This is a genomic window from Ruegeria sp. BHSA163 (assembly GCF_059613365.1).
This window is the reverse complement of sequence record NZ_JBXWSJ010000001.1, coordinates 100,532-112,909: the sequence shown is the minus strand read 5'-3', so window position 1 is coordinate 112,909 and position 12,378 is coordinate 100,532. Positions and strand designations below refer to the sequence as shown.

Sequence of the window (12,378 nt, the reverse complement as noted above, 5' to 3'; positions counted from 1 at the left end):
TCAGTAAGAAAGATCACAAAATCCCAAGCAGGCTGGGGCAAATCATGCGAATTCTGGGCATTGATCCAGGGCTTAGAACCCTAGGATGGGGCGTCATCGAATCGCATGGCAGCCGCCTGAGTCACGTTGCCAACGGATTGTGCAAATCAGATGGGGACGATCTTGGAGAACGGCTATTATCGCTGCACAACCAGATTGTCGAAGTGATCGCCGAACATCGGCCGGATCAGGCTGCCATTGAGCAAACGTTTGTAAACAAAGATGGGGCTGGAACGCTCAAACTGGGTCAGGCGCGTGGCGTTGCTTTGCTGACATTGGCGCAAGCTGGTCTACAGATTGGAGAATACGCGCCGAACCGGGTGAAAAAGACCGTCGTCGGTGTTGGGCATGCGGAAAAGGAACAAGTGTTGCACATGGTAAAGTTGCAGCTGCCCGGTTGCAGTCCAAAGGGAGCGGACGCGGCGGACGCGCTGGCGATTGCAATCTGTCACGCCTATTACGGAAAGTCGCAACAGGTGCAAGTCAAAGAGGTGCGGGCATGATCGGCAAGTTGGCGGGTCGGCTGGATTATCGCGCAACGGATCATATCCTGATCGACGTGCGCGGTGTAGGCTATATCGTTTATTGCTCGGATAGAACGATGGCCGCGTTACCTGTGGTGGGCGAGGCGGTCGCACTGTACACTGACATGGTCGTGCGTGAAGACCTGATGCAGCTTTATGGTTTTCCGTCGCTGATGGAGAAAGAATGGCACCGGTTGCTGTGTTCCGTGCAGGGCGTTGGAGCAAAGGTTTCACTAGCCATTTTAGGCGCTTTGGGTCCGGACGGAGTGAGCCGGGCAATTGCGTTGGGTGACTGGGGTGCGGTCAAGGCAGCCAAAGGCGTCGGGCCTAAAACGGCACAGCGAATTGTGCTGGATCTTAAGGACAAAGCGCCGGGTGTCATGGCAATGGGGGCAACGGTAACTGATGCGATGGATGGACCGAAAATTGACGTCGTGGATGTTGTCGAACCTTCGCCGGTATCAACCAGGCCATCAGTGAAGCCATCTTCGGATGCCGCTGCAGCTTCGGCCGGAGCGTTATCTGCGCTTTCCAATCTGGGTTATAGCCCGTCGGATGCGGCGTCGGCTGTAGCTGAAGCGGCGGCCAACGTGCCGGACGCGAGCGAGGCTGAACTGATCAAGGCTGCGTTGAAACTGATGGCTCCGAAAGGCTGAACACATGGTAGATGCCGATCCCGCCCTGCGTCCGGAACCTTTGCCCGAAGACAATGATCGCGCCTTGCGCCCACAGGGTCTGGGCGAATTTATCGGACAGGTGGAAGCGCGGGCTAATTTGGGGATTTTCATTCAATCGGCACGACAACGGGGTGAAGCAATGGACCATACATTGTTTCATGGTCCGCCCGGCTTGGGCAAAACAACGTTGGCGCAGATCATGGCGCGGGAATTGGGTGTGAATTTCCGTATGACTTCGGGACCCGTACTAGCAAAGGCAGGGGACCTTGCTGCGATCCTTACCAATCTTGAGTCGCGGGATGTTCTGTTCATCGACGAAATTCACCGTCTGAATCCGGCGGTGGAAGAGGTTCTTTATCCTGCAATGGAAGACTTCGAGCTGGATCTCGTGATCGGAGAAGGTCCGGCTGCGCGTACAGTTCGTATCGAACTGCAGCCTTTTACTCTGGTCGGAGCAACGACACGCATGGGGTTGTTAACCACGCCACTGCGCGACCGCTTCGGTATCCCAACGCGCCTTCAATTCTACACCGTGGACGAGTTGCACGAGATCGTTACGCGAAACGCACGTAAATTAGGCGCACCCGCAGACGAAGACGGTGCGAGAGAGATTGCCCGCCGCTCGCGTGGAACGCCACGGATTGCGGGGCGTTTGCTACGTCGAGTGGTTGACTTTGCCATTGTTGAAGGTGACGGACGCATTACGCGCGAACTGGCAGATAGTTCACTGACCAGACTTGGCGTCGATAATTTGGGCCTTGATGGTGCCGATAGGCGGTACCTGAACTTGATCGCGGAAAACTATGCAGGTGGCCCTGTGGGGATCGAAACACTGTCAGCAGCGCTTTCAGAAAGTCGGGACTCGTTGGAAGAAGTGATTGAGCCGTATTTGTTACAACAGGGTTTGATTCAACGAACGCCTAGAGGGCGCATGCTGGCTCAGAAGGCATGGACACATCTGGGTTTGTCGGCCCCCAAAAGTCAAAACGATCTGTTCGGATGACCGAAGCAATTTAGAATTTGGTTGGCGCAAGAGTAATTTTGGAAAGATGAAGGGCAACGCGTGACCCCGGACGAAATCGAAGAACTGTTTACACGTGAAAGTGGGGAGTATTTGTTCGCTCGTTGGGGGCGACCAATCGTTCCTATTGTTTTTGGTGTCGAAGAGGAAACTCTGCGGACAATAAAAGGCGCTTTCGAAGCTGTTGTGACGCTGGCAGGGCACAAGATGGCCGAGACCGATCCTGAACTGGGTGCCAACTGCATGGTGTTCTTTTTTCGGGAGTGGCAAGAATTACTGGAGGTTCCCGACCTTGACCGTCTGATCCCAGATCTTTCACCTCTGGTTGAACGGCTTATGGCCGCAGATGCCAATCAGTACCGCATTTTCCGGTTTGATGAGGACGGAGCCATTCGTGCATCGTTTATTTTCCTGAAAATGGATAAGGAATTGTCAAAAGTTCCAGCCGAGACGTTGGCATTGAGCCAGGTTGTACAAACAATTGTTCTTTGGTCGGATAGTGCTTTTCGCAGCCAATCTCCGCTGGCATTAGCGGGCGAAAAAACAATCCTGCGACCTGAGATTGCGGCGATAATCCGTGCTGCATATGATCCTGTCTTGCCAGGGGCTGCGCAGGATCCATCTCATGCGTTGCGCCTTTTTGCCCGTTTGGAGCTGCCGCAATGACCCATACTTTTCCCGTGCGAGTGTATTACGAAGACACAGACATGGGCGGTGTCGTCTATCATGCGAATTATCTGAAGTTCATTGAGCGTGCGCGTTCAGACTATGTTCGCGCGCTTGGAAATGACCAGAACGCTATGCGAGACGCTGGGGTGGTCTGGGTCGTGCGGCGGATTGAGGCGGACTATTTGGCCCCCGCGAAATTTGATGATGTCTTGGAGGTTGAGACGAAAGTCATATCAATGTCCGGAGTTCGTTTGACCATGGCGCAGGTTGTTAAGCGTGATGAAACCGACCTGTTTCGCGCTACGGTTACAGCGGTTTGTATCAACAAAGACGGCAAACCGATCCGGCTGCCGGCAGAGATTCGCGCATTAATGTAATAAAACACACCTTTGTGGTGGTTGTGTTGGCATTTCGAACCCAACTGCGTTAGCGTCTGACAAAACAAGGCCAAGAAAATGGCTATCAGGCAAAACAAAGAGCAGGTTCATGGAAGCTGAAACGCTGGCGCTGGCGCAGGAGATCGACTTCTCCATGTGGGGGCTATTTGCCCGTGCAACATTTATTGTGAAACTTGTGATGCTGATCCTTGTGGTCGCGTCATTCTGGTCGTGGGCAATTATCATACAGAAGCTGATAAACTATCGGTCCGCCCGGAAAGAAGCGCAGGTGTTCGATGAATCCTTTTGGTCGGGGAACCCACTGGACGAACTTTTCGAACAAGTTGGAACCCAGCCCAACGGCAGCTCTGAAAAGATATTCGCTGCGGGAATGATTGAATGGCGAAGGTCGCACCGCACCGATGGGGGCTTGATTGCCGGGGCCACAGCGAGAATCGACCGATCAATGGATGTGGCCATCGCCAAAGAGGCCGAAACACTGCAGAAAGGCCTGTCGATTTTGGCGACGGTCGGTTCCACCGCGCCGTTCATCGGGCTTTTTGGCACTGTCTGGGGAATCATGAACGCCTTTATCGAAATTGCAGAGCAGCAAAACACCAATCTTGCTGTCGTGGCGCCTGGTATTGCTGAGGCATTGCTTGCGACTGGTCTTGGCTTGTTAGCTGCGATTCCGGCGGTGATTTTTTACAACAAGCTGAGCGCAGACAGTGACAGAATCGTTGGCGGCTATGAAGCCTTTGCTGACGAATTCGCGACAATATTATCAAGACAGTTGGACAGCTGACATGGGTGCGGCGGTTCAGCAACCCTCGGGCGGTAACGGTCGCAGGCGCGGGCGGCGCCGCGGACGTGCGCAACCAATGGCTGAAATCAACGTCACACCATTCGTTGACGTAATGTTGGTTTTGCTGATCATCTTCATGGTGGCCGCTCCTTTGTTGACTGTTGGTGTGCCCGTGGATCTTCCCAAGACGGCTGCAAGCGCTTTGCCGGGCGATAACGAAGAACCCTTGACGGTGACTCTGACTGCTGATGGCCGGGTGCAGATTCAAACTACCGATGTATTGCGCGACGAGTTGATTGGCAAATTGCGCGCGATAGCGGCAGAACGGAGCAGTGACCGTGTATTCCTGCGCGCTGATGGTTCCATTCCCTACGCTCAGGTGATGGAAGTAATGGGAGCGTTGAACGCGGGCGGTTTTTCCAATGTGGGTTTGGTAACAGATACCGGTGGGCCAACCCTGGACGACGGTTAAGAGTGAGGTCGCGCGGTGGATACCGGCACCAAGATTTCAGCGATTGCTCATGTCAGCCTTATTAGCTGGGCATTGTTCGGTGGCACGTTTAGGTCCGAACCGTTGCCAATGGCTGTTCAGGAAGTGTCACTTATATCAGCTGAACAATTCGCGGCGATGACTGTGCAAAAGGACGCGCCCGAGGTGCCGACAACGCCCGTTGATCTAGAACAGCCAGATGCGTCCTCACAAGATACAAACACTCCGGAGCCCACGACAGAGGAACAACCGAATCCAGAACCGATCATTCCTTCGGAACCCGAAGCGGAATCGGAACCGGAAACAGTTGAAGTTCCTTCCGAACCTGAAGTGACCGAACAACCGCCGGTGCTGGAAGAGCCGAATACCGAAACCGTCGCGTTGCCGGTGCCGCCTGGACCCGAAGCTCAGCCAAGCCCTGCTGAAAAGATTGCGCCGGAACCGATTGCGCCTCCTCCGCCAGAAGCCAAGCCGGATGACGTCGAAACTCCGCCTGTATCATTAGATGACGGTGCAGAAATTCAACAGGAACAGCAGGATCAGACCGCGCCTGAAGAAGCTGCGCCCGAAATAGTAACCGAGGCGGAAGAGGCTGACGATCCTGCGCCCAAGACGTCTCCGCGTCCGCGGGTCCGACCAAACCGCCCGGCTCCTCCGACAGAGCCCGAAGTGGCGGAAACGCCCGACCCCGAACCGACCGAGCCGTCTGCCAGCGATCAAACAGCCATAAATGATGCACTGGCCGAAGCATTAGACAGCGACGCTGAGCCGTCCGGCCCGCCCCTTACAAGCGGAGAAAAGGATGCAATGCGACTGGCTGTTTCACGGTGCTGGAATGTCGGTTCGTTGTCTACAGATGCGCTGAACGTCGTTGTCGTTGTTGGTTTTTCCTTGACACCCGACGGAAAAGTCGTTGGTGGCAGCTTGCAACTGCTCGATAGCACCGGCGGTTCTTCCGGAGCTGCGAAACAGGCATATGAGGCCGCGCGGCGGGCAATTCTGCGCTGTGGGGCCAAAGGATACGATTTGCCTGCAGACAAATACGCTCAATGGCAGGATATTGAGATCACATTCAATCCCGAGAGGATGCGGATCAAATGATGAAACTTCTGATCAGTCTCTTTGTTGGCCTGACCCTAATGTCGGCGCCGGTTCATGCGCAAAGCGGGCCTCTGCGTCTGGAACTCGACCAAGGTATCATCGAACCTTTACCATTTGCTGTGCCAAGTTTCGTCCCCGACGGACCTGCAGCATCGCAATACGCTGCGGATATCTCGCGCGTCGTCGCCGCGGACCTTACAGGGACGGGATTATTCCGGGAAATCTCTTCTGATGCTTTCATCAGCCGCGTCAGCAGCTTTGATGCCCCAGTTCAATTTGCCGACTGGAAGGCAATTAATGCAGAAGCGCTGGTAACCGGTGCAGTAAATGTTTCGGGCAATCGGTTGACGGTGCGGTTCCGGGTTTGGGACGTGTTCTCGGGACAGGAGCTGGGGAACGGCTTGCAATTTGCGGGAACTACCGAAGGTTGGCGCAGAATGGCCCACAAAGTGTCTGACCAAGTGTATAGCCGGATCACCGGCGAGGGGGCATATTTCGACAGTCGCGTTGCATTTGTATCGGAAAGCGGCCCTAAGGATCAGCGCCGAAAGCGACTGGCGATAATGGATTACGATGGTGCGAACGTACAGTACCTGACGGACAGTGCGGCAATCGTTCTGGCGCCTCGGTTTTCGCCAAATGGTGAACAATTGCTGTACACAAGCTACGAGACCGGCCAACCGAGAATTTACGTTCTGGACGTAGGCCGGGTAAAGCGGCAGGAACTAAACACACAGGAAGGCACCATGAGTTTCTCGCCGCGGTTCTCGCCGGACGGAAGATCCATCGTCTACTCCTTGACCCAAGGTGGAAATACGGATTTGTGGAAAATGGATTTGGCCTCGGGTCAGAGTGTGAGGTTGACAAACACGCCAGCGATCGAAACTGCCCCCAGCTATTCGCCGGACGGATCGAGGATCGTTTTCGAAAGTGATCGTTCAGGCACGCCGCAGCTTTACATAATGCCTGCCAATGGTGGCGAGGCCACTCGGATCAGTTTTGGACAAGGGCGATATGGTACGCCGGTCTGGTCTCCTCGCGGCGATCTGATTGCGTTTACCAAGCAGAACAAGGGACGTTTTCACATTGGCGTAATGCGTACAGACGGCAGTGAAGAGAGACTGCTGACCGCATCATTTTTGGACGAGGGGCCCACGTGGTCTCCTAACGGACGGGTCATCATGTTTACCCGTGAAACACAGGGGGCGAGCGGAAGATCGACGCTGTATTCCGTCGATATCTCTGGGCGGAACCTTCGGCCTGTGCGGACACCGGACGGGGGTAGTGATCCATCTTGGGGACCACTGCAGAATTGATCGCGGGCCTGTCCGAGTGACGTTCACAACAAGCCTGGGCTGTGCTAAACATATGATAATAAACATACGGAACACGAGGCACTTAAAATGAACCTTTTGAGCAAAGCTGCGGCGCTGGGCATGATTGCCCTTATGGCCGCATGTACAAACAATGATCCCTCTGCGTTTGGCGCCGGGCAGGGCGGCAACGGTGCGTTGGTGCCGGGTTCGCCAAGCGATCCGCGTTCACCTGCCTACTTCCAGCAAACGGTTGGTGACCGGGTATTATTCGAAGTGGATCAGTCTACTTTGACACCGGCTGCTCAGACAGTTCTTCAAGGCCAGGCGGATTGGTTATTGGCCAATACCGACTTTGTAGCGACGATCGAAGGCCATGCGGATGAACAGGGAACGCGCGAATACAACTTAGCCCTTGGCGCTCGTCGGGCCAATGCAGCCAGAGAGTTTTTGATCTCGCGTGGTGTCGCAGGCAATCGCTTGGAAACGGTCAGTTATGGCAAAGAGCGTCCGATCGAGATTTGCAGTATTGAGGAATGCTATTCCAAGAACCGCCGCGCAGTTACGGTGCTGACGGGTTCAACCACGGGGTAAAATGATGCGACTTGCGGGTTTGGTTGTGGCGGCGGTTGTGGCCGTCGCAGGTGTGGCACAGGCACAAGATCAGCAAACACTGGCGGATATTCGTCAGGAGCTGACCGTGCTGCATGTCGAGCTTCAACGCCTCAAGCGCGAGTTCTCGACAACAGGCTCGCCATCCCCAAACCTGTCCGGAGACTCGGTGCTTGAGCGGGTGGATGCGATTGAAGCGGAGTTGCAGCGCCTGACCCGGCAAACTGAACAGCTGAACCAACGTGTCCAAAGCATTGTTACCGATGGCACCAACAGGATAGGCGACCTTGAGTTTCGGCTTGTAGAACTGGAAGGCGGAGACCTGAGCACATTAGGTGAAACAACCACTTTAGGTGGTGACAATCACGGCACGGTCGTCGCGGCACAGCCTGTCACAACGAAACCAGAAACAGAGCAAGGCGAGCTGGCTGTAGGCGAGCAGGCAGATTTCGACGCAGCGGCGCAGGCGTTAGCTAACGGAGATTACAATACAGCTGTGGATTTGTTTTCTCAGTTCGATTTGGCATATCCCGGCAGCCCCTTTGCGTCGGAAGCCAACCTGAGACGCGGTCAGGCGCTGGAAAATTTGGGCGATACCCGTGAGGCTGCGCGAGCGTTTCTGGCAAGTTTTACCGGCGATTCCGAAGGACCACTGGCGCCAGAGGCCTTGTTTGAACTAGGAGCAGCACTTGGCCGGCTCGGACAGATTGATCAGGCTTGCATTACATTGGGCGAGGTCGGAGTGCGTTTTCCGGCATCAGCTCCGGCCGCATCGGCAACACGGGAAATGGCATCGCTGGGGTGTTCTTGACCGCGAACGCCCAAAACCTTCTTGAAAAGATTGAGGCTTTGTTGCCTGATCCGCTGCCTCACCGAATAGGGGTGGCGGTGTCGGGCGGAAGTGACTCAACCGCGCTTTTGCGTCTTTTGTCTAAAATTGCGCCAACTAAGGGGATCGAACTCTTTGCTGCCACCGTAGACCACGGTCTCCGAAAGGAATCTGCCGACGAAGCTGCATTGGTGGGGGAATTTGCACAGCGATGGGGCGTTCCACATACTATCTTAAAGTGGCAGCGCTGGGACGGTAGCGGAAATCTGCAAGATCAAGCTCGGCGTGCACGATACGGATTGCTGTTGCAATGGGCGCAAGAAAGAGGGCTTGGGGCGATCGCATTGGGCCATACTGCGGATGATCAGGCCGAAACAGTTCTGATGAGATTGGCTCGTGCTGCTGGCGTGTCGGGATTGTCGGCGATGGCCGCCGTTCGCCGCGAAGGCGATATCGATATATTACGCCCTTTATTGTCGGTTACCCGGACGCAACTTCGAGATTATTTGAACACCGAAGGTATCGATTGGATCGATGACCCCTCGAATCAAGATCCACGTTTTGATCGTATTAAGGTTCGAGAAGCACTTACCCAACTTGATCAGATTGGATTGACTGCGGAAACGTTGACACGTGTGGCAGAGAATTTAGCGCGCGCCCGAGAAGCGCTGCAACAATACACACAAGATTCGGCACGAAAAGTGGTGCACGAGATAGATGGGGTTCTGTGCCTGGACCAAGATGACTTTCAGTCGCTGCCCGGCGAAATTCGCCGGCGGATTATTGTTGCCGCTGTTGGTTGGATTGCAGGTCAGGGGTACCCTCCGCGCCAAACCGCCATCGATCAGACGATTAAAGCAATCTCAGCTGGAAAATCAGCAACTTTGGGCGGATGCTTGCTGACCCCGGAAGGCAAAAAAATGTGGATTAGCAGAGAGCTAAGGGCTGTCAGGGACCAAGTCGCAGACCCCGGTGACCTCTGGGACAACCGCTGGATTGTAACCGGCCCCCAAGATGCCGGATCGGAAATTCGCGCTTTGGGCGAAGAAGGCGTTGCACAGTTGGAAAATTGGCGGGACCTAGGAAGGCCAAAAGCTACTTTGCTGTCGTCTCCGGCGGTATGGTCCGGCGACACTATCTTGTCTGCACCGCTGGCTGGCCATGCAAGCGGATGGCACATTCAAATGGCAGCTAACAGGCCAGAGTTTTATTCATCAATTTTATCTCATTGAACCTGCATGAATCATCTCTATTTTATAGAGCAACCTCGGCAGGTCCCCATCCGCCGAAATCTTTTGGGAGAATTTCCTTGGGCAACGCTCGTAACATCGCCTTCTGGGTCGTCCTGTTCTTGTTGATCCTTGCACTGTTCAATTTGTTCAGTGGGTCAGGTGGCACGCTTCAGAATAATGAAAGAACCTATTCCGAATTCGTCAGTGCTGTAGATTCAGGAGATGTCACCAATGTGACACTGGATGGTGAACAGATCCGTTATCGCACAAGCGATAACCGTGACTATGTAACCATCAAACCCACTGACGCCGAGGTGACGAAACTGCTGATCGACAAGAACATCCCTGTTCGGGCCGAAAAACAGCAGCAATCCGGGTTTCAGTCGTTTCTTATAACTCTGCTGCCGTTCCTGTTGCTGATTGGCGTCTGGGTATATTTCATGAACCGGATGCAAGGCGGTGGCAAAGGCGGCGCGATGGGTTTTGGCAAGTCCAAGGCTAAAATGCTGACGGAAAAGCACGGTCGCGTGACTTTCGATGACGTTGCTGGCATCGACGAAGCCAAGGAAGAACTGGAAGAGATTGTCGAGTTCCTGCGAAATCCGCAGAAGTTCTCGCGCCTTGGTGGCAAGATTCCCAAGGGCGCGCTGCTTGTTGGGCCTCCGGGCACAGGCAAGACTTTGCTGGCCCGCGCTATTGCTGGTGAAGCTGGAGTCCCGTTTTTCACCATCTCGGGGTCGGACTTTGTTGAAATGTTCGTAGGTGTCGGTGCATCCCGCGTACGCGACATGTTCGAACAAGCTAAGAAGAACGCGCCATGCATTGTCTTCATCGACGAGATTGACGCTGTTGGTCGGCATCGTGGTGCTGGATATGGCGGGGGCAACGACGAACGCGAACAAACGCTTAACCAATTGTTGGTTGAGATGGACGGCTTCGAAGCCAACGAGGGCGTGATCATCCTTGCGGCTACCAACCGCAAAGATGTTCTGGACCCTGCCTTGCTGCGTCCAGGTCGATTTGACCGTAACGTGACCGTTGGTAATCCCGACATTAAAGGCCGTGAGAAGATCTTGGGCGTACATGCTCGTAAGACACCTTTGGGACCGGACGTAGATTTACGCATTATCGCAAGAGGCACGCCGGGCTTTTCAGGCGCTGATTTGGCAAACCTTGTTAACGAGGCTGCTCTGATGGCCGCGCGAGTTGGCCGTCGCTTTGTGACGATGGAAGACTTTGAGAACGCCAAAGACAAGGTGATGATGGGGGCCGAGCGCCGATCGATGGTGCTTACCCAGGATCAGAAAGAGAAAACGGCATATCATGAGGCTGGCCACGCGGTCGTGGGTATGACCCTGCCGTTATGCGATCCGGTTTACAAAGCGACGATCATCCCGCGAGGAGGAGCGCTGGGTATGGTCGTCAGCTTGCCAGAGATGGATCAACTAAATTACCACCGCGATGAGTGTGAGCAAAAGCTGGCAATGACGATGGCGGGTAAAGCTGCCGAAGTCATACGCTACGGCGAAGATCACGTTTCCAACGGGCCAGCGGGCGATATTATGCAGGCCAGCCAATTAGCTCGCGCCATGGTTATGCGCTGGGGTATGAGCGACAAGGTCGGCAATATCGATTATGCAGAGGCTCACGAAGGTTACTCAGGCAATACAGCGGGTTTCTCGGTATCAGCCCATACCAAAGAGTTGATCGAGGAAGAGGTTAAGCGTCTTATCCAGCAGGGTTATGAGCGCGCGCACGGTATCCTTACCGAAAGAAACGAGGAATGGGAGCGTTTGGCGCAGGGCTTGTTGGAGTACGAAACTCTGACTGGAGATGAGATCAAGCGTGTGATGAATGGTGAGTCACCCAGTGACAGCGATGACGAGGGTGACAGCCCGGATGAGGGCAACGCACCAAGCGTCACCGCCATTCCAAAGACCAAGTCAAAGAAGACTCCGCCCGAGGGTGGGATGGAGCCTGAACCTTCAACGTGACGCTTTAGACCCGGGAATTTCCCGGGTCTTTTTCTGTCGCCGCTAGTGACCTAAATTCAATCGACTTCCTGAACAAAATGGTGCGTCTATGCCAGTATTGCGTGAAACGGAATTCTTGGCCGAAATCGTTTGGCTTGGGCATGTTCCGGCCGGAGAGTCTTTGCGAGCCGAAGCCGTAGACAGCTTGGATCTGGATTTTTCAGGTGATCGCGGGGCACGACACGAAGGAAATAACCGTCCTTCCTGCGTAAGGGTCAAAAACCTGTATCCGCGAGGAACGGAAATCCGAAATGTTCGACAGCTTTCGGTGTTGTCGGCCGAGGAAATAGATGCGATTGCCACGGAAATCGGCTTGGACAGGCTGGACCCGACCTTCTTAGGCGCAAGTATCGTATTGCGCGGAATACCTGATTTTACGCACGTTCCGCCATCGTCCCGCCTACAGATCGAGGGAGGATTGACGATAACGATAGATATGGAAAATCGGCCTTGCGTCCTTCCCGGCCGGGAAATCGAAGCTGACTTGCCCGGTTACGGTGCTGCTTTCAAACCGGCGGCCAAGGGGCGACGCGGTGTTACAGCTTGGGTCGAAAGGCCTGGAATTGCGAAGATGGGCGATAAGATGCGGCTGTTTGTGCCAGACCAACGAAATTGGGCGCCTTAGAGGGCGAGAGTTTCCGATTGTAGCCAGGCTA

General features: G+C 54.6%; 14 protein-coding genes. All 14 read left to right on the top strand.

Annotation, left to right across the window (positions count from 1 at the left end; all coding sequences use genetic code 11):
* Positions 1–44: 44 nt before the first annotated feature.
* The 14 genes from ruvC (at position 45) to AC2FNV_RS00505 (ending at position 12,347) form a co-directional block, all read left to right on the top strand.
* Positions 45–542: a crossover junction endodeoxyribonuclease RuvC gene (gene ruvC, locus AC2FNV_RS00570; protein WP_170473713.1), complete on the top strand. Its 498-nt coding sequence runs from the start codon at positions 45–47 to the stop codon at positions 540–542.
* The gene (ruvA, locus tag AC2FNV_RS00565; protein ID WP_170604668.1) at positions 539–1,219 is read left to right on the top strand and encodes a Holliday junction branch migration protein RuvA; all 681 of its coding nucleotides are present in this window, start codon (positions 539–541) and stop codon (positions 1,217–1,219) included. The genes ruvC and ruvA overlap by 4 nt, the downstream gene beginning before the upstream one ends.
* Before the next feature lie 4 nt (positions 1,220–1,223).
* Positions 1,224–2,243 (top strand): Holliday junction branch migration DNA helicase RuvB, encoded by a 1,020-nt coding sequence (gene ruvB, locus AC2FNV_RS00560; RefSeq protein ID WP_170604670.1) that lies wholly within the window; start codon positions 1,224–1,226, stop codon positions 2,241–2,243.
* A 60-nt stretch (positions 2,244–2,303) separates the two neighbouring features.
* Complete coding sequence (locus tag AC2FNV_RS00555) at positions 2,304–2,927, top strand: hypothetical protein (protein ID WP_170604672.1); 624 nt, start codon at positions 2,304–2,306, stop codon at positions 2,925–2,927.
* Positions 2,924–3,307 carry a tol-pal system-associated acyl-CoA thioesterase gene (ybgC, locus tag AC2FNV_RS00550; protein ID WP_170473706.1) on the top strand — a complete coding sequence of 128 codons (384 nt, stop codon included), beginning with the start codon at positions 2,924–2,926 and terminating at the stop codon, positions 3,305–3,307. The genes AC2FNV_RS00555 and ybgC overlap by 4 nt, the downstream gene beginning before the upstream one ends.
* Before the next feature lie 109 nt (positions 3,308–3,416).
* On the top strand, positions 3,417–4,112 hold the full coding sequence (gene tolQ / locus AC2FNV_RS00545) for a protein TolQ (RefSeq protein WP_170604673.1): 696 nt from the start codon (positions 3,417–3,419) through the stop codon (positions 4,110–4,112).
* 1 nt (position 4,113) lies between these two features.
* Positions 4,114–4,584: a protein TolR gene (gene tolR / locus AC2FNV_RS00540; RefSeq protein ID WP_170473704.1), complete on the top strand. Its 471-nt coding sequence runs from the start codon at positions 4,114–4,116 to the stop codon at positions 4,582–4,584.
* Positions 4,585–4,599: 15 nt separating this feature from the next.
* Positions 4,600–5,703 carry a cell envelope integrity protein TolA gene (gene tolA, locus AC2FNV_RS00535; RefSeq protein ID WP_170604675.1) on the top strand — a complete coding sequence of 368 codons (1,104 nt, stop codon included), beginning with the start codon at positions 4,600–4,602 and terminating at the stop codon, positions 5,701–5,703.
* Entirely contained in the window at positions 5,700–7,019 is a 1,320-nt protein-coding gene (gene tolB / locus AC2FNV_RS00530) for a Tol-Pal system beta propeller repeat protein TolB (protein WP_170473698.1), read from the top strand. Before tolA ends, tolB begins: the two co-directional genes overlap by 4 nt.
* Before the next feature lie 87 nt (positions 7,020–7,106).
* Positions 7,107–7,610, top strand: coding sequence for a peptidoglycan-associated lipoprotein Pal (gene pal / locus AC2FNV_RS00525; RefSeq protein ID WP_170604677.1), 504 nt, complete (start codon positions 7,107–7,109; stop codon positions 7,608–7,610).
* Between the two features lie 4 nt (positions 7,611–7,614).
* The gene (gene ybgF / locus AC2FNV_RS00520) at positions 7,615–8,439 is read left to right on the top strand and encodes a tol-pal system protein YbgF (RefSeq protein ID WP_170604882.1); all 825 of its coding nucleotides are present in this window, start codon (positions 7,615–7,617) and stop codon (positions 8,437–8,439) included.
* Positions 8,436–9,689: a tRNA lysidine(34) synthetase TilS gene (gene tilS, locus AC2FNV_RS00515; RefSeq protein WP_170604679.1), complete on the top strand. Its 1,254-nt coding sequence runs from the start codon at positions 8,436–8,438 to the stop codon at positions 9,687–9,689. The genes ybgF and tilS overlap by 4 nt, the downstream gene beginning before the upstream one ends.
* Before the next feature lie 77 nt (positions 9,690–9,766).
* The gene (gene ftsH / locus AC2FNV_RS00510) at positions 9,767–11,683 is read left to right on the top strand and encodes an ATP-dependent zinc metalloprotease FtsH (protein WP_170473690.1); all 1,917 of its coding nucleotides are present in this window, start codon (positions 9,767–9,769) and stop codon (positions 11,681–11,683) included.
* An 88-nt stretch (positions 11,684–11,771) separates the two neighbouring features.
* On the top strand, positions 11,772–12,347 hold the full coding sequence (locus AC2FNV_RS00505; RefSeq protein ID WP_170473687.1) for an MOSC domain-containing protein: 576 nt from the start codon (positions 11,772–11,774) through the stop codon (positions 12,345–12,347).
* Positions 12,348–12,378 lie beyond the last annotated feature (31 nt).

Coding starts and splice junctions, on each gene's coding strand:
- ruvC (WP_170473713.1), top strand. CDS start 45: ATGCGAATTCTGGGCATTGATCCAGGGCTTAGAACCCTAGGATGGGGC.
- ruvA (WP_170604668.1), top strand. CDS start 539: ATGATCGGCAAGTTGGCGGGTCGGCTGGATTATCGCGCAACGGATCAT.
- ruvB (WP_170604670.1), top strand. CDS start 1,224: ATGGTAGATGCCGATCCCGCCCTGCGTCCGGAACCTTTGCCCGAAGAC.
- ybgC (WP_170473706.1), top strand. CDS start 2,924: ATGACCCATACTTTTCCCGTGCGAGTGTATTACGAAGACACAGACATG.
- tolQ (WP_170604673.1), top strand. CDS start 3,417: ATGGAAGCTGAAACGCTGGCGCTGGCGCAGGAGATCGACTTCTCCATG.
- tolR (WP_170473704.1), top strand. CDS start 4,114: ATGGGTGCGGCGGTTCAGCAACCCTCGGGCGGTAACGGTCGCAGGCGC.
- tolB (WP_170473698.1), top strand. CDS start 5,700: ATGATGAAACTTCTGATCAGTCTCTTTGTTGGCCTGACCCTAATGTCG.
- pal (WP_170604677.1), top strand. CDS start 7,107: ATGAACCTTTTGAGCAAAGCTGCGGCGCTGGGCATGATTGCCCTTATG.
- ybgF (WP_170604882.1), top strand. CDS start 7,615: ATGCGACTTGCGGGTTTGGTTGTGGCGGCGGTTGTGGCCGTCGCAGGT.
- AC2FNV_RS00505 (WP_170473687.1), top strand. CDS start 11,772: ATGCCAGTATTGCGTGAAACGGAATTCTTGGCCGAAATCGTTTGGCTT.